General features: G+C 53.0%; 17 protein-coding genes, 1 tRNA gene and 1 pseudogene. 9 read left to right on the top strand and 10 right to left on the bottom strand.

The features are described from left to right. Positions 1 to 22 precede the first annotated feature (22 nt). Complete coding sequence (locus BUB06_RS05720; protein WP_039470602.1) at positions 23 to 598, top strand: transcriptional regulator; 576 nt, start codon at positions 23 to 25, stop codon at positions 596 to 598. Here the strand turns inward: BUB06_RS05720 and BUB06_RS05715 are convergent. Then, positions 595 to 1,185, bottom strand: a complete 591-nt coding sequence (locus BUB06_RS05715; protein ID WP_039470600.1) for a LysE family translocator — start codon at positions 1,183 to 1,185, stop codon at positions 595 to 597. The genes BUB06_RS05720 and BUB06_RS05715 overlap by 4 nt on opposite strands. 35 nt (positions 1,186 to 1,220) lie before the next feature. After that, complete coding sequence (locus BUB06_RS05710; RefSeq protein WP_039470599.1) at positions 1,221 to 2,066, bottom strand: AraC family transcriptional regulator; 846 nt, start codon at positions 2,064 to 2,066, stop codon at positions 1,221 to 1,223. Positions 2,067 to 2,237: 171 nt separating this feature from the next. Here BUB06_RS05710 and BUB06_RS05705 point away from each other — a divergent pair. Further along, positions 2,238 to 2,313, top strand: a tRNA-Phe gene (locus tag BUB06_RS05705). Positions 2,314 to 2,380: 67 nt separating this feature from the next. On the opposite strand, the gene BUB06_RS05700 is transcribed toward BUB06_RS05705, so the two are convergent. From BUB06_RS05700 to BUB06_RS22435, 3 genes are read right to left on the bottom strand one after another with little or no spacing between them, the layout of a single operon-like run. Continuing rightward, positions 2,381 to 2,590 carry a helix-turn-helix domain-containing protein gene (locus tag BUB06_RS05700; RefSeq protein WP_039470597.1) on the bottom strand — a complete coding sequence of 70 codons (210 nt, stop codon included), beginning with the start codon at positions 2,588 to 2,590 and terminating at the stop codon, positions 2,381 to 2,383. Continuing rightward, on the bottom strand, positions 2,587 to 3,048 hold the full coding sequence (locus tag BUB06_RS05695; protein ID WP_039470594.1) for a hypothetical protein: 462 nt from the start codon (positions 3,046 to 3,048) through the stop codon (positions 2,587 to 2,589). The genes BUB06_RS05700 and BUB06_RS05695 overlap by 4 nt, the downstream gene beginning before the upstream one ends. Continuing rightward, positions 3,012 to 3,185 carry an ash family protein gene (locus tag BUB06_RS22435; RefSeq protein WP_072012970.1) on the bottom strand — a complete coding sequence of 58 codons (174 nt, stop codon included), beginning with the start codon at positions 3,183 to 3,185 and terminating at the stop codon, positions 3,012 to 3,014. The genes BUB06_RS05695 and BUB06_RS22435 overlap by 37 nt, the downstream gene beginning before the upstream one ends. Before the next feature lie 328 nt (positions 3,186 to 3,513). On the opposite strand from BUB06_RS22435, the gene BUB06_RS05685 reads away from it, so the two are divergent. Continuing rightward, positions 3,514 to 4,296, top strand: coding sequence for a type IV toxin-antitoxin system AbiEi family antitoxin domain-containing protein (locus tag BUB06_RS05685; RefSeq protein ID WP_039470593.1), 783 nt, complete (start codon positions 3,514 to 3,516; stop codon positions 4,294 to 4,296). Next, positions 4,283 to 5,212, top strand: a complete 930-nt coding sequence (locus BUB06_RS05680) for a nucleotidyl transferase AbiEii/AbiGii toxin family protein (protein WP_039470590.1) — start codon at positions 4,283 to 4,285, stop codon at positions 5,210 to 5,212. Before BUB06_RS05685 ends, BUB06_RS05680 begins: the two co-directional genes overlap by 14 nt. A gap of 287 nt (positions 5,213 to 5,499) precedes the next feature. Here BUB06_RS05680 and BUB06_RS05675 read toward each other — a convergent pair whose 3' ends face one another. After that, positions 5,500 to 6,402: a LysR family transcriptional regulator gene (locus BUB06_RS05675; protein ID WP_039470587.1), complete on the bottom strand. Its 903-nt coding sequence runs from the start codon at positions 6,400 to 6,402 to the stop codon at positions 5,500 to 5,502. 128 nt (positions 6,403 to 6,530) lie between these two features. Between BUB06_RS05675 and BUB06_RS05670 the strand changes: the two genes are divergently transcribed. Then, positions 6,531 to 6,794 carry a DUF2798 domain-containing protein gene (locus BUB06_RS05670; protein WP_010286385.1) on the top strand — a complete coding sequence of 88 codons (264 nt, stop codon included), beginning with the start codon at positions 6,531 to 6,533 and terminating at the stop codon, positions 6,792 to 6,794. Positions 6,795 to 6,886: 92 nt separating this feature from the next. On the opposite strand, the gene phnP is transcribed toward BUB06_RS05670, so the two are convergent. The 4 genes and pseudogenes from phnP to BUB06_RS05650 form a co-directional block, all read right to left on the bottom strand. Beyond that, the gene (phnP, locus tag BUB06_RS05665) at positions 6,887 to 7,660 is read right to left on the bottom strand and encodes a phosphonate metabolism protein PhnP (RefSeq protein WP_039470585.1); all 774 of its coding nucleotides are present in this window, start codon (positions 7,658 to 7,660) and stop codon (positions 6,887 to 6,889) included. 38 nt (positions 7,661 to 7,698) lie between these two features. After that, on the bottom strand, positions 7,699 to 8,268 hold the full coding sequence (gene phnN / locus BUB06_RS05660) for a ribose 1,5-bisphosphokinase (RefSeq protein ID WP_039471022.1): 570 nt from the start codon (positions 8,266 to 8,268) through the stop codon (positions 7,699 to 7,701). 103 nt (positions 8,269 to 8,371) lie between these two features. Beyond that, a pseudogene (locus BUB06_RS05655) lies at positions 8,372 to 8,599 on the bottom strand (alpha-D-ribose 1-methylphosphonate 5-triphosphate diphosphatase); the annotation flags it as partial. Further along, the gene (locus BUB06_RS05650; protein WP_072012969.1) at positions 8,596 to 9,198 is read right to left on the bottom strand and encodes an ATP-binding cassette domain-containing protein; all 603 of its coding nucleotides are present in this window, start codon (positions 9,196 to 9,198) and stop codon (positions 8,596 to 8,598) included. The gene BUB06_RS05650 and the pseudogene BUB06_RS05655, both read right to left, overlap by 4 nt. Positions 9,199 to 9,307: 109 nt before the next feature. Here BUB06_RS05650 and BUB06_RS05645 point away from each other — a divergent pair, with 109 nt between their 5' ends. The 4 genes from BUB06_RS05645 to BUB06_RS05630 all read left to right on the top strand — a co-directional run bounded on the left by BUB06_RS05645 (position 9,308) and on the right by BUB06_RS05630 (position 15,910). Further along, complete coding sequence (locus BUB06_RS05645; RefSeq protein ID WP_039470583.1) at positions 9,308 to 11,389, top strand: DUF4034 domain-containing protein; 2,082 nt, start codon at positions 9,308 to 9,310, stop codon at positions 11,387 to 11,389. Between the two features lie 290 nt (positions 11,390 to 11,679). After that, the gene (locus BUB06_RS05640) at positions 11,680 to 12,483 is read left to right on the top strand and encodes an efflux RND transporter periplasmic adaptor subunit (RefSeq protein WP_039470580.1); all 804 of its coding nucleotides are present in this window, start codon (positions 11,680 to 11,682) and stop codon (positions 12,481 to 12,483) included. Then, positions 12,480 to 13,805 carry an efflux RND transporter periplasmic adaptor subunit gene (locus BUB06_RS05635; protein WP_039470579.1) on the top strand — a complete coding sequence of 442 codons (1,326 nt, stop codon included), beginning with the start codon at positions 12,480 to 12,482 and terminating at the stop codon, positions 13,803 to 13,805. The genes BUB06_RS05640 and BUB06_RS05635 overlap by 4 nt, the downstream gene beginning before the upstream one ends. After that, positions 13,802 to 15,910, top strand: a complete 2,109-nt coding sequence (locus BUB06_RS05630; RefSeq protein WP_039470577.1) for a site-2 protease family protein — start codon at positions 13,802 to 13,804, stop codon at positions 15,908 to 15,910. Before BUB06_RS05635 ends, BUB06_RS05630 begins: the two co-directional genes overlap by 4 nt. The last annotated feature ends 342 nt before the right edge of the window (positions 15,911 to 16,252 follow it).

Here is a 16,252-nt window from a genome sequence, read left to right as displayed (position 1 = left end):
ATGTGCTTCTGGAGGAGACTTAATGCAACGGGAAGACGTTCTTGAACATGCGCTTACTCTGCTGGAGCAGCACGGATTTGCCATGACAACGCTGGATATGCTGGCGGAGAAACTGGGGGTTCCGGTAGAGGAACTGACGCCATTCTGGCCGGATCGGGAAGCGCTGCTGTACGACGGCCTGCGTCACCATAGCCAGCAGGTCGATACCTGGCGGCGTCAGCTTATCTTGGACGACGAGAAAAGCATCGAGCAGAAGCTACTGGCGCGCTATCAGGTGCTACATGATTCGGTGAACAAACAGCGTTATCCGGGCTGCTTGTTTATTGCGGCGTGCAGCTTCTTCCCTGATATCAACCACCCTATTCACCAGATTGCGGAACAGCAGAAGCTGGCGTCTTACCAGTACACTCGCGATTTACTGGAAGAGCTGGAAACGGACGATCCCGAGATGGTGGCACAGCAGATGGAATTGATTCTGGAAGGCTGCCTGAGCAACCTGCTGGTCAAGCATCAGGCCGCCAGCATCGCCACCGCCCAGCGGCTGGCAGAAGATGTCTTACGCTTTGCGCTGTGCCGCAAAAACGGTGCGTTAACCTAAGCGAGCATGCCTGCCCAGGCAGAAACGAACAGACACAGCGCCATCAGGCGCTGAAAACGCACCATTGCAAAGATGGTGCGAAATACCCTGTTCACGGCCTTCCCCAGCCCTGCCCAGCACACCAGACAGGCCATCGAGATAATCAAAAACCACAGCGCCATGATCGATATCTCCCGCAATGCATGCTCCCCCGCTGGGGCGAACAAGCTGACGACGGCCAATGCCATCATCCACGTTTTCGGGTTGATCACCTGTAACAGCGCCGCTGCGCGAGCCGTAAAACGATTGTGCGATTCACCAGAGAGAGTAGCCGCGGGTGCCCTGAATAACTGCCAGCTCATCCAGCTTAGCCACAGCACACCCGCCCAACTCATCACCTGACGAACCACCGGATACTGACGTAGCATTTCTCCCGCGCCGGCACCGGAAATCAGGACGATAGCGCTTGCCACCACGCAGGCACCGACCACTGCGGGTAGCGTGTTTCTCACGCCATGGCGCTGGCTGTTGGTCAAAATCAGGATATTCGTTGGGCCCGGCGTTATCGAGGCGACAAACGCAAACAATAGAAACGGCATCAAACTCACAGGTCACTCCTTTTTTAAGAGCCCTGACTGTGCCGCTATTTTCTGGAAACGTCTGGAAGGTTTGTGCACAACCGACGGTAATGGGCTGGCGAGATCCGATAGGCCCGCTGAAACCACCGGCCAAGATGGCTTTGATCGGAGAAACCCAAGGCCGCAGCCACGTCGGCAGGCTGATCGCCGCACGCCAGTCGCTGCCGTGCTTTCGCCAAACGAAGCTGGATAAGCCAGGCGTGCGGAGCCAGATGAAATTCACGTTTAAAGCAACGTGTCAGCGTGAAGCGGTCGGTACCCGTCTCCCGCGCGAGGTCAGACAGACCGATATTTTCGCCCAGATGCGCATAAAGATAATCGCGTGCGCGATGGGCAACCGCCGTGCTTTGCAGCTGCGATGGCAACCTTTTTCGCCAGTGACAGTGCGCGGTGATCTGCGAGAGCAGGTTATCCATGGCGCTCTGTTGCACAATTTTCATTTCATCGTTGTGAAGCGTAGCGAACGTGTCGCCAATCGAACGGACCAGCAGCGGATCACGCGTGAGTGTTTGCGCAAAATGGAGCGAGTAACTTCCTGGCGTGGAGGCATATAAGCCGTGCAGCGCATGAGTCAGCCACTGCTCATCGAGGTAAAACGTCAGATAGGTAAACCCGCCATCGACCGGCGCGTCACCGTCGTGGATTTCGCCCGGTTCCAGCAAGAAGGCATCACCGGGACGACTACGATGCCGTTCACGGCGGCAATGAAACTGCTGCGTACCGGAAAGGGTCACCCCCACGAGGTAGCTGTCGTGCCAGTGTGGATCGTAGGCGTGTCCTTCAAAATGCGCCTTGATCGTCTCAATCCCCGTATCTGCATGCTGACGTAGCTCAAGCCAGTCGTTCGCCATCTCGCCCCCCTCTTTTCGCTATCAGCATTACTCCTTCATACGCATCTATCTGGAAGATTTGTGCAAAATCGACGCCTACCCGATCAGATTGCCGTAAAGTTAATCAGTTGAACAGCTTTTCCCTAAATAGGGTTGACGATCATACGGGATTAAGGTTTAATGCGCCCCGTTGCCCGGATAGCTCAGTCGGTAGAGCAGAGGATTGAAAATCCTCGTGTCCTTGGTTCGATTCCGAGTCCGGGCACCATTAATTCAGAGAACCCGCCCAAAAGGCGGGTTTTTGCTTTTGGGATTGGGTCCTGAACTGGGTTCGGTTATGTGTTATAGCGTGACGGCCATACTTGTTCAGGTGATGAACCTAGCGCTTCCGCAATCAGCCGTTCGCCTTTAGGCCAGTGCCTTTGCAGCGCATTTGCCAACGTGGAAGAAGCCAAACCAGCGTTGCGGGACACAGCCGCCAGTGATGTTCCCCGCTTTTTCAGTGCCGCAATAATATCGGCGGGATGCCAGTCTTGATCATTCATTCGGCCACCTCATCAATAAACGTCACGCCATCTGCGGTGCGAACCCAGCGCGGTGCTTTCAGCCCTGCGGCAAAAGAACGCACCATTTCCCCCAGCAACACCGTTAACGGGTGTGAAATCCCCTGCGGCAGCACGTAACCCACCATCAGTTGAGCCAGCGCAAAGCTGTAGTCACAGAGCAGTTCGGAATCGTGTTCAGCACAAGGAGAATCAGCAGGCAGCGTATTCACGGTGAGGCGTTCGGTCAGATGTGGTGGAATGGGTTCACTCAACGTCGGCCTCAGCAGTGCAAGACAAGCCGCCAGCCTGTCGCACAGCGCCAGCTTTAACGCAGGGTCGAGGGTTTCCGTCAAGGTTTCGGCGAGGCGTTCGCAGTGGTCGGCCAGCGTGATGAAATCCGTTTTGGCGCTAAAAGAAACGGTCAGTAATGGGTGAGTGTGGGTAGTGATCGTAGCCATAAGGCAGCCTCCAGTAAGTGATTGTTTGAACCACCACCGAAGAGACCAATCTTCTGGTGGTGGAACCGGACGGAGTTGGTCTTACCGGCCTTACTGGACACCGGCGCACCTTGCGGTGCCTCCGCCCGGCCCACCATTGAGATGTAGCCGTGCGTACGACATAAAAAAAGACGCGAGCGCGTCCTATGCCGCCAGTAAGGTATATTTCAGGAGACCAATCCCGACACCTGATTTTTGCAGGTGCGGGTAAACGATAGCGCCATCAGCGATGCGTCGCAAGCGGTTTAAATCGACCGAATACATTTGGCCCTTACTTGCCCGTTTTCATCTGATGTTTATATTTTTCAGGATATGTCGATTTTAAATCGACACCTTTTGAAATAATCAAACTCAATCTTGTTATGCAGAACGGATAAACCTAAGATAGTTTAATAATTTTCATAATTGTCTATTCAGAGGCGATATTTGACTAATTATCTAAACTGGCTAATGCAAAACACACTGCCCGGTCAGGTGTTGCTCCAATCATGGCTTACCCGCAACGGCATAGATCGTAAGCTCTCTTACGTCTATGTCCAAAACGGTTGGCTCAGGCGGATCGCTCACGGCGTTTACTGCCGGACGGGCCGAGAACCGGATTGGGTAGATGCGGTTTATTGCCTGCAAACACAATGGGAAAAACCAATACGGGTAGCAGGACTGACGAGCATCGCGTTACAAGGTTATTCCCACTATACCGAACCGGGTAAACCTCAAGTTTGGCTCACGCTCCCGGCGTACATTACGCTACCGGGGTGGTTCGCCGCCTTTGAAAAATCCGCCACCTTTGTCGTTCTCTACACATCAGGCCTGTCGGTTGATGTGATGCCATTCACGACAGAACTGAGAATCGGCGATCGGCGATTGACTGGCAGCGTTCCAGAACTGGCCGCGTATGAAATCGCCAGCGGCGTTCCCACACAAATATCATTTGAGCATGCCGATGCATTATTTCAGGGTCTACACCTTCTTAGCCCGCGTAAATTACAGGCGCTGCTTTCCGCCAGTCGTTCGGTAAAAACCAACCGGGTGATGCTCTACCTTGCCCAGCGCAATGGGCATCCTTATTTTCAGTATCTCGATAAAAGTGGTATAGAAACAGGCGCTGGAAAGCGGCAAATTATCCCCGGCGGCTGGCTGGAACCGGATTACCAAATCACCGTTCCCAGGGAATTTAAATCGAAAGGAATCGAAGATGGATCAGCGTGATATTTATGCCCGACAGGTCAGGCTGTTAATGACCGCCCTGCCTCATGTAGCGAAAGAGTCCTGTTTCGCGCTGAAAGGCGGCACAGCTATCAATCTGTTTATGCAGGATTTCCCTCGCCTATCAGTAGATATCGATCTGGTTTATCAAACCTTCATGGACCGTGATACCGATCTAGCCGCTATCGATGACGCCTTGATGCGCATTACCGAATCGCTGAAAAGCCAACCTGGGATCACTGCAATTCGACAGGATAATAAAGCCGATGAAAAGCGCATCATCGTTAACACCGCTAATGCACAGATAAAGATTGAAGTCAGTCCGGTTTGGCGTGGATTGCTGTTGCCTCCAGCAGAAATACCGGTATGCGAGCAGGTAGAAATGGAATTCGGCTTTACCACCATGAATGTCGTTTCACTGGCAGATCTTTACGGCGGTAAAATCTGCGCCGCGCTCGATCGCCAGCATCCACGCGATCTGTTTGACGTGCTAAATATGCTGGAGAAACCGGGCCTCACACGCGAGCTCTTTGATGGATTTCTTTGCTATCTGGCTGGTCATCCCCGTCCCATCGCTGAACTACTGGCACCAAACTGGGATATTGCACGGATCGCTACACTATACCAACAGGAATTTTCGGGTATGACGCAGCATGAAACGTCTCTGGAATCACTTTTGTCAGTGACGACGTTACTGCCGCAAGCATTGAGATCTCACTTTACCACTCAAGATAAACAGTTTTTACTTAGCTATAAGCAAAACACCCCTGACTGGTCGCTATATCGCTATCCTGATATTCAACATCTTCCCGCTATTCGCTGGAAACAGCATAATTTATCGGCCTTATATGCTAAAAATCCGGCCAAATTTAGTGCGGCGGTAAGCAAGCTTGAGAAGGTTCTGGAACAGCGATTTTAGTTCGGACTCAGAGGAACTAGATTTAGCCGTCATGTTTAATCATCTCAACTGACGTCTGGAAACATCTCTAAAAACAATAAAAAACGTCAGTTAAATCAATAAATTTATCACAATCATTTCGATGCATTATCTCGAAAAACCTATTCCAAAATGTGGATTTTTAGCCCTGTTATGTGTGGAACTACTCCACACATAACGACACTACAGGCCACTTACTCAAAAAAACCAGCCTGGCACTTGAGCCTACATTTAACTGTATTTACACAGAAAATCGCTGCGCTCTCGTCTTAAATCTCAGCTTCTAAAAACGTAATAAATGCCCTTACCTTTGAATTCAGTGCCGAACGTTCATTGACACAGGCATAAATATTCATAGGTAAAGACTCTACGTGGTTACCGTTACGGTGGTCTGAACAGAACAAAGGCGTGAGTTGACCACTGTCTATCAACGGCTGGGCAACAAAGCTTGCCAGACGGGTAACGCCGCCTCCGTTTGCTGCGATTTTTGCAATGATATCAATATCATCACTGATGAATTTAGGGTTGAGCTTCACGTTAACAGCTTGCCCGTTGACCATAAATGTCCAGGGAAGAAAACGTCCATCTGTGGGATAGCGGAAAACCAGACAGGCGTGCTGACTGAGTTCTTCGGGAGTCTGAGGGGTGCCTGCGCGATCCAGATAAGCCTGGGCCGCGCAGAATATAAATGGTATCGATGCGATTTTTCTGGCAATCAGTTGATCGTTCAGCTGTGCCTCAATGCGAATACTGACGTCAACGCCTTCCAACCGATGGTTGACGTTGCGATCGGTACTAATCAGTTCGATATCGATATCGGGGAAAGACGCTTTGAAAGCAGGCATCAGTGGAGCGATAACGTACCGACCAAACGCGGCAGTCGTCGCGATGCAAAGCGGACCTTGCAGCTTGGTTTCACTCGCAGCAGCCTGCGAAGCGAGCTCGATATCATGTGGAATATGACGTACTTTCTCGAAATAACGTTTACCATTTTCGGTTAATGTCATGCTGCGGGTGGTACGCGATATCAGGCGCACGCCCAAATGTGTCTCAAGCCGTGAAAGGCTCTGGCTTACCGCCGCCGGACTCATACCTTTAGCTCGTGCCGCCGCGGCGATACTGCCGTTCTCCACCACGCGGATAAAATTGCTAATCAGCCCTAACACATCCATATTATCCCCAACGCTTGATTCGTTACTTTTATTTAATAATGATTAAAGCATAGCTGCTCTACTACCATCCTAGTTAGCTTGATAGGTTAGCAACCGTTTCACTCACCGTTGTTAACCAGGATAACTTGATGACTAATGCTGTTGCTAAAAATACCCCGCGATTCCGCTTCCCTAAGCACACTTCACCCTACGTATTTGCTCTTTATATGGCGACCATCATGGCATTTCTGATGTGTCTGGTCATCATTCTGGCCGAATTTGGCATGGGGCCACATTACATGGAAAATGTGATGAATGCCTATCAGGTTGCCATGCCAGCCGCTTTTGTTTGCATACTGATTGTCCGTCCTATTGTTACCCGATTGGTAGGACTGACTGTTCACGGTCACTGAGTCATGCTCTAACACAGAACACTGCCATCATTATTGATGGCACCGCGATGGTATCTGTTCGCCTTAAACCGTTCGCCAACAATCCCGTTCCCCTACAACCCCAACACCAGCCCGTCATACGCTGCATGAACGTTTTCAGGCAGCAACGTTTGCGTTTGGAGCCAGCGATCCAGTTCATGGCCGATGTGGGTCAGGTACAGTTGTTTGGGGTTTAGCTGAGTGAAGATCTCCAGCGCACAGGTGATGTCATTGTGGTTGCGCGGAGGCGTCGTCTGGGGAGGGTGGCTGCAATCGACAATCGCATAGTCCAGCGTGTGGGATGAGAGAAACGCGGCGGTTTCGGGCGGTAGTCCGATGGTGTCGGTCAGGTAGGCCAGCGTATGCATCGGCGTCTGGATGAGGTAACCGTAGGTTAATTTAGAATGGATTAAGGGAACCGGCGTGATCCTGATGCCGTCCAGTTCGAAGGGTTGGAAAGGCATCAGGTGCGGTTGAAAATGCAGGATCCCTGGGTGCTTAAAGAGCTCGTCGCAGCCCGCTTCGTCTGGGGGGCCAAAGACCGGAATGGGCTCGCCGTAGCCCCAGCGCAGGGGAAATAATCCCTGAACGTGATCCATGTGATAGTGGGTCAGCAGAATATGCCGGATCGGATAGGGAAGCAGATACGGCGCTAGCTCAGACAATCCGGCATCAATCAGAATGATGTGGTCTTTTGTGGTGATTGCCGCGCAGCAGGCACGACGCCGTTTTTTTTCATCGCGTTGCGCCTGCTGGCAGACCTCACATTCACAGCCAAAGGCGGGAACCTGCTGCGCGCCACCGGTTCCCAGAAAGTGAAAAACGCTCCCGTCACTATTTGCTGCCATCGGTTTCCTCCTGCTCTTCGGTGCGATTACCACTCGGCCTATTGTTCGCTGCGCGTCGCACAAGTGCTGTCGAACGACAGCAGCGACTGAAAGGTGGATAAGGTGCCTTGCAGATCGCCGTCGTTATTCAATAAAACACAGTCGTTTGCTAAGCGGCTTTGCTCTTCTTCAGCACGCTGCAAACGCGTAGCGATCTGCTGTTCACTTTCCCGTCCTCTGGCGCGTAACCGCTCTCGCAGTGCCGATGCAGAGACGGTCAGGCATATCGGAAACAGCGTGTTGCCATAGCGTTCACGCGCCTGAGTCAGGTAAGCCCGTGAGCCATTCACGATGACGTCATTCCCTCGCTGTAGCCAGTCATCAATCTCTATCCCTATGCCATAGTGGCACTGATGCGCCTGCCAATGGAGCGCAAAGAGGCCAAGCTGCTGACGAATCGCAAACTCCTCCGGCGTCAGTGCAATATGGTTCTCGCCTTGTATTTCAGCGGGACGGGTAATGTATCGGTGCGCCACCAGCAGGCGTGGCAGTGCAAGTTGACGAATCGCCCGCAGCAGGCTGTCTTTGCCTGCACCGGAAGGGCCAATGAGGTAGATGAGTTTCGTCATGATCAGAATACCCGGACGCCCTGACGCCACACACGCATCAGCTTCATTTGCGGCGCGTGCCGTTTGACGAGCAGCAGGTCGGCTCGCCGCCCTTCTTCAATGCAGCGGCGTGAACCCACCAGTTAACGCCGGGGCGCGGTGTAAAACACTTATCGAGATTATCCGTGTGTAGCTCGACAAGCACCGGCAGGAGCCAGACCTGTTCGCCATCCAGCGCACCGGGATGACGGCTGGGCCTATCGCTGATGTGATGGATCACGCCGTTGCGCACTTCCAGTGAGCCATGAATAATTTCCCGTGAGAGCACCATGTTGACGTTATTAATGATCATTTGCGGTCTCCTGAGCATTGGAAGCTATCGGCATCGTGAAAGATGCCGACGATGGCACACCCTTTGTCCTTCGCATTGTTGATGAGCTGTGTGACAGCCAGTCGGTTTTTGGCATCCAGCGAAGCCGTCGGTTCGTCTAGCAGCAGAATCGGGTAGTCGCCGATAAGCCCGCGGGCAATATTGATGCGCTGCTGTTCACCGCCGGAAAAGGTGGTTGGCAAATCGTCCAGACAGTTTTCTGGCAGCTCGACGTTTTCCATCCACTGCGCCGCTTTGCGGCGAATATCGCCATAGTGTCGATTGCCGATTGCCATGAGCCGCTCACCGATGTTGCCGCCCGCAAACACCGTGGGGCGTAATCCCGCCTGCGGATGTTGCCAGACTATCCCCCACTCGGTGCGCACCAGCGCACGTCGCTGCCGTTCGCTGATGTCATAGATCGAGAGCGCCTGCTGCTCGGCGTCGCGGAAGCCTTTTTCCGGCGCATACAGGTGTGTGAGGTGCCGTTCCCGTCCCCATTTACACCGTTTTAAACGGTTATTTACATTTATGTAAATATCTATGTCTGCGCACCGATTTGTTGGTATAACTGTAATCATTATCAAGTAGATACAACACGGTGACCCCCGAAATCCTGCCTGCACATGCTGCTGATAAAGCGCGATGTTGTCGGCGTGATGACTCAACAACAGGCCAAGAATTTACGCTATGACATTAATTTCTAAATCACTCACCGCATTGGTTAAGCGCCGCACGCAGCTGCGCGAGATGTTCGCGACGCATCAATTCGATGCACTCGATACCCTGCTGGAGCAAGAACACCAGATTTGGCTGGATGGCCCCAACCTGCCTTATACCTATCTTTGGCACGTTAATTCGCTCTTTGACCCAGCGGTATCTGATGCTGATACCCTGTCACACTTGCAGGCATGGGTTGCCGCATGCCCAGAGAGCTATCACGCCACTTATCTGACAGGGCAATATTGGGAGAACGCCGCTGCGCGGATTCGTACCTCAAACGGCGGGCAATATGTAGAAGACGATCGCTGGATGGGCGCGGAACTGGCTCGCGATCTGGGCGTCTCGGCCTACCTACGCGCCAGTGCTTTACATCAACGGCCTGCGCTGGCCTTTTCCCGCCTGTTTCGTTTGACCTGCTATTTAGGGGAACCGCAATGGCTGGGCGTATTACTACAAGGTGGTGAACCACTGACCTACGCACAGCGTCAGGCGCAGGTGGAACCCGAGTTGTGGGAAGCGGGTCTACAGCACTTGCGTAATGAAGGCGCACAAGCGCTTGTTGAGCTTCCTGTTGCTCTGCCCGCATCACTGCCGGCCAGAGAGGAACACGAATGGGAAGAGCCCATGCACTACTGGCTGCGTGTCACCTTAGCCGTTCGTCCACAGGATGTAGAAGTACGCAAAGAGTGCGTTTACTTCCTGTACCCACGCTGGGGCGGCAGCCATGAGCTCATGACACAATTTATTGATGGGCCACAGTGTGAAGTGCTGACAGAGCTGGAACGTAACAGCCTGCGTGTGACGCAGTGTTGGGACTACCTTGGCTATGCCGCACTCATTCCAGACGTGGGCGATACCGAAAGCATCACATACTGTCGGGAAACGTTCGACTGGCTGCTTAGTCTGGAGCTTTTTCCAGAAACCCGCGCACGTGTTTTACGCCAGTACGCCTGGTTCCTCAGCCACTATGCACGTATCGAGGATGAAAACGGCATTCGCTGGAATACAGCGGATATGCAACTGGCCTACGACCTGATGGTTGAAGCGTGGCAGGTTGATTCTCCAGAATCCGATCCCGAAGGCGATGCATTCGCCACGTTAATCAGCTGTCTGGATTTCGCCCACATTCAAGATAGTTTCGGTTTAATGCCGAAATGGCTGGAACGCTGCCAATACTGGGGCGATGCGCACTATGAAACCACCATCGCGGCGCTCGCCAGTAAATTTGGCTTCTACGGTATCTCAAAAGGCCAATTTGATAGCGATGCGTTGCTTGCCCGTTGCCGTGTAATGAAATCAGATACAAATTTTGGTCAAGCAGCCACAAACCTGTTCGAGTATGTTTCTGAAGAAGCGGGCGTATTCCTGCTGCATGAAGCCGCTGACTGGGGGGAAGCCTCCTCAATGGCTGCGCTGTCGGATTTATACTCCGGCCATCTTTCCCGCCGTAACGGCCGCGATCCTTCGCCTTACGAAGATCAGGAAAAATCAGACTACTGGCAGGAACGCGCGGCAGATGCCGGCAGCGAGATTTGCCAGTACAACATTGCCTATTGCCTGATCAGAGATAATGAAACGCTATCGCCAGAGCAGTACCAGCGCGCACGCGAACTGATGTTCGGCGTCCTGCATCGCCCCAACGTGGGGAGAACGGTATGGACACGAGCAGCAAGGGAACTGAGCACGCTGCTGCTGTTTAGCAACATTGCGGAAGATCAGGCGATCTGTGTGGATGTCGTCCTGCCTGAATTATGGAACGATGAAGATGATGCCAACTGCGACTATGCGGCAGGTTATTACGCGTATGCTTTCCGTAACGGGGCGGGCGTCACCCAGAATAGCTATCTGGCCAAAGTGTGGATCGACCGCGCGCTGGAAATCAGCCCCGATAGCCAGTACAACCGCGATCGGGCGAACGAAATCTATCAACGGAGCGGCATGCTGGGCGGCGTTCGCGCCAAAATGGGCTTCAGCCGCGATAAAGCGCAAATGGATGCGCGTGGACGAGCGATCACGTTTGGCGATGACGCCCGTCAGGAGCACCAGTAAGCCACGACCGGTTTTCCCGTTTCATCATGGGGAAATCGCGGCATAGTATTATTGGGGCAGCACCGCTGCCCCTGTTATTTCAGGTGTTAATATCTATCGAGCTTCAAATCGCACAGACATGGGCTAAAACGACAAACTGAGACCAGAACAGCCCTCTATTGCAGTTGTCAATTCAGCGCATTTTGTACCATTATATTCCCCAAAATAAGCACCATTAATAAGTGAAAATTCAGAAAGTCCCTTTATCTTTTCTGACGTGGCACACACCTCAACAAATAAGGCAGGTCAGTGTGGATGGTTTCAGTAACGTAATATTTCGCCACGCTTTTCAATTGCTGGCACTTTCCTTATTCGCGTTTGCGGCCCATGCACAAACGAGCGACCCACTCTTGGCAATGCCCTCTCATGACACATCATCTCTCACGTCTACTGACAATCAGGCTCGCGGTATTCTGATAGCGGTGGAACAAGCCACACTGTCCAGCGAATTGGCCGGACGTATTGTGGAAATACCGTTTAGGGAAGGGGAATCCTTCAAGAAAGGCGATCTGTTGGTGCGGTTTGACTGTTCCATTTACCAAGCTCAATTGGCTGCGGCTTCTGCTGCCACACGAGCCGCAGAAGCGGAGCTGAGCCAAAATCAGCAGTTGGCACAGATGAAATCAGTGGGGAGACACGCGGTATCGTTATCAGCCGCGCACTTTGCACAAGCTCAGGCAGAAAGCCAGGTTTACCAAATTCAGGTCAATCGTTGTCGCATCACCGCCCCCTTCGACGGTCAGGTGGTAAAACGCCGTGTGCAAGCCTTTGAGAGTGTGGCGCAAGGTGCTCCACTGCTGGACGTGGTGAATAACCGCCATCTAGAGATCAACTTGCTAGTACCATCACGACTTCTGTCGGTGCTCAAACCCGGATTAGTCTTTACCTTCACGCCGGATGAAACCGGAAAACCGTTGCAAGCCAAGGTCACACGGCTTGGCGCACGTATTGATGAGAGCAGTCAAACCCTAGGCCTGATTGGTACGCTGGCCCACGCGGACAATACCTTGATGGCCGGTATGAGCGGAACGGCACAGTTTTCGGAGGCGAGGTGAGTACTACGCCAACGTCTGTCAGCACCGCTACGTTTGCCCGCTTCCTTGACCTCGAGCAGCAAGCACGGGCAGCCAACAGCATAGAAGAGCTAGCTTACTGCATCGTCAACGACAGCCAGCCGCTATTCAGTTTTCGCCATGCCGCCCTTGTGATTAACGGTAAGGTGCGCGCCGTAACCGGCGTCACTCAACCTGCACCCCATGCTCCCTTTGTCGCCTTTGTTGAACGAGCCTGTACGCAGTTATCATCCGTCGATGAGAAAGCATTGGCGCAATGCAGAGTGATTCAAGCCTCACAGCTTGATGAACAAAGCCGTAAAGATTGGCAGGCGCTGTCTGCCCCCGAGGCACTATGGTCTCCCCTCAACGATCGTCAAGGGAACCCCTTCGGTGGTATTTGGTATGCAAGAGAGCAACCATGGCAGAGTACCGATCAGGTACTGGCGGAGCAACTCAGCGGGGCTTTTAGCCACGCCTGGCTGGCTCTCGAACCGCAAACGACCCGTTGGCGTCGCCGGGCTCGGTGGAAAATCGTCGTACCTGCGCTGCTACTGCTCGCTTGCCTGTTCATTCCGGTGCGCCAATCCGTGTTGGCTCCCGCCGAGGTTATTCCTCATCAAGGCCGTGTCGTCGCCGCCCCACTGGACGGCGTGATCCAATCCTTTACCGTGTTACCGAACCAGAGTGTACGTCAAGGAGACGTGTTGGTTCGCTTTGACAGTACAACCTTGAAAGCTCAGGCAGATGTGGCCGAACGTGCATTGAATGTCGCCGAAGCGGAGCATCGTGCGAGTTCTCAACGTGCGTTTCAGGATGCGGACTCCAAAGCCAGGCTCGACTTTCTCGCCGCTCAGGTGGCACAAAAACGAGCGGAACGCGATTACGCCAATGCCTTGCTGAGTCGCGCAGAAATCCGCGCCGAACGGGATGGCATTGCGGTATTTGCCGATGCAACGCGCTGGATGGGGAAGCCGGTACGCACCGGCGAACGTTTGATGGAGCTGGCAGACCCCGCTCTCACCGCGTTACGCATCGAGTTGGACGTGGGCGACGCCATCCAGTTGCAGCAAGAGGCACCCATTACACTGTTTCTGGACAGCGATCCACTGACGCCACACGCCGCATTGTTAGAACGTATCGCCTATGAGTCGGAACAGACACCAGCCGGCAATCTAGCCTACCGTCTGGATGCACGTTTCACTGACACACCGCCACGTATCGGCCTGCGCGGCACGGCAAAAATTTCCGGCGACTATGTTCCCCTTGCCGTTTATTTGTTCCGTCGCCCGCTAGCAGTGATCCGTCAGGCGATTGGACTATGAATCCGCATCTGCCTCCCCTGCGCGCCGATCTTCAATTGGTAGAATCGGCTCCTGGCATCAACGGAGCCCCGCAGTGGGTGCTGTCCGATCCTATAACAGGGCGTTATTTTACCCTGACTCCCTCGGCTATCCGCCTGCTGCGGCATTGGCCATTGCGCCAGCCGCAGCAAATATTGGCCGCCGCCAACAGTGAGCCCGGCCTGCCGCTGAGAGTGAAAGAATTGGAGAAACTACTGCAGTTCCTGCGCCAGCATGATTTAGTCGCGGCTAGTGATGCGGAACAACGTCAGCGCTATCTGGGCAAAGCTCAGGCGATGCGCACCAGTTTGTGGAAAAGTGTGTTGCACCAGTATCTTTTTTTCCGCATTCCTCTGTGGCGACCCGATCCGGTACTCAACCGCTGTTGGCCGTGGCTACAGCGCTATGGCGCGCCCTTTCTGATTTGGGTCTTTCCATTAATCCTGCTGCTGGGCTTATTTTTAGTCAGTCGAGACTGGGTACGTTACACCCATTCGTTTCCACACCTCTTCAGCCTTTCCGGTATGGCCGTGTTCGGTGTCTCTCTGGTGTTCGCCAAATTTATCCATGAGCTAGGCCATGCCTTCATGGCCAAACGGGCGGGCTGCCGTGTGCAAAGCATGGGCGTTGCCTTTATCGTGTTATTTCCCTTGTTTTATACTGACACTACCGACGCCTGGAAACTGAAGGATCGTCAGGCACGTTTGCTGATCGGCGCGGGCGGTATTCTGGCCGAACTGATGTTGGCGGTCATTGCGCTATTGGCCTGGGCATTACTGCCAGATGGCCCGGCACGAACGGCAGCCTTTATGCTTTCCAGCGCGACGTGGCTGACCACGTTGGTCGTAAACCTTAACCCTTTGATGCGCTTCGATGGCTACTTTTTACTTAGCGATTTCTGGCGCGTAGAGAATCTGCAAGAACGTGCTTATGCCCTCTGCCGCTGGCGGTTGCGGGAAAGTCTGTTCGGTCATGGTCACCCTGCGCCGGAAAACCTCTCTCCCTCCCTGCAACGCAAACTGCTGGTATGGGGCTATGCCTCTTGGATATGGCGCTTTTTCCTGTTCTTTGGCATCGCGCTGGTGGTTTACCACTTTTTTATCAAGGTGATCGGCATTGGTTTAATGCTGGTTGAAATCGTCTGGTTTATCGCGCTACCGATAGCCAAAGAAGCCTATGCCTGGTGGTCAATGCGCAAATCAATACACCCCATCGCTTTTTTGCGCAGCGCCCTGCTGTGCTCGACCCTCTTGTTTATCTTGCTCTATCCATGGGGTGGCAGCATCCACATTCCTGCCGTATTGGAATCCGAGAAGGTCAGTACCCTCTACAGTCCGGTTCCGGCGCAGGTTAACCGGCTACACGTTACAGATGGTCAGCGGGTAGATGCCGGAGACATTCTGCTGGAGCTGACGTCAGTCGATCTGGATTATCGTCTCGATATTGAGCGTCAGCGTATCGCCCAGTTACAACAGCAACGACAGCGTGGAGCGGCACGACAGGAAACGGCGAGTGAAATTCAGGTCATGGATTGGCAGTTAGCTGAGGCGCTGGCACGCTATCGTGGGTTGGCAGCACAGCGTCAACGCTTAACGATTCGAGCACCGCAAGCAGGTGTAGTACGCGATCTGGCTCGTGATATGACAGCAGGACGCTGGCTAACGGCGGATACGCCATTATTACGCGTGGTGGAACCCACGCAGGGACGGGTGATTGGCTATATACCCGAAGAATCCCTCATGCGTACTCAAGAGGGCATACAGGGCATCTTCCTTGCCGACGATCCCGCTTTCCCACGTCTTGACGTCACGCTTCATGACATTGCTCCCACGGGCAGCGCTTACCTGCAACAAGAAATGCTCGCTTCCGATCGCCACGGCCCGATTGCCGTACGACGCGACCGCGACCACAATCCTCAACCAGTGCAGGCACAGTACCGCGTTCGTTTCATAGTACAGGAAGAGCAATTCCTACCGCTGCAACAGCCTCTACGGGGAAGCGTCATTCTGGAAGGAGAAAAGGAATCTATTCTTGGTACGGTGTGGCGTCGGGTAGCAGCATTGGGTATCAGGGAAAGTGGTTTTTAGCGGGTTGGTTATCCTCAACATATACACCTACCTCTGTGGGAATCTGGAGCAGAGCATGCTCCAGATTCTGTAGAAAAGCGTTACACCTTTTCTGATTTCATCAGTTAATAAGATTACCTAACGTTTTCACGTCCCTATCGTGCCGAACATACACTACATTTTATTAACAAATAAATTTCTCTCTGGTTTTGTATTACATTGACAACATACACATATCGCAGCAATTTCAGCACATCCCTCCTTTGACAAGCCCAAATCAAACCAAATTAATTTTATTAAAAATCAATAATTTAAAAAAACAAATCTTTTTCTTATCGGCCTACGTAAAAGCCTATTGCTAGT

The organism is Pectobacterium carotovorum (assembly GCF_900129615.1).
GTDB lineage: Bacteria > Pseudomonadota > Gammaproteobacteria > Enterobacterales > Enterobacteriaceae > Pectobacterium > Pectobacterium carotovorum.
Note: the sequence above shows the minus strand (reverse complement) of the source record. Positions and strands in the feature narration are given on the sequence as shown.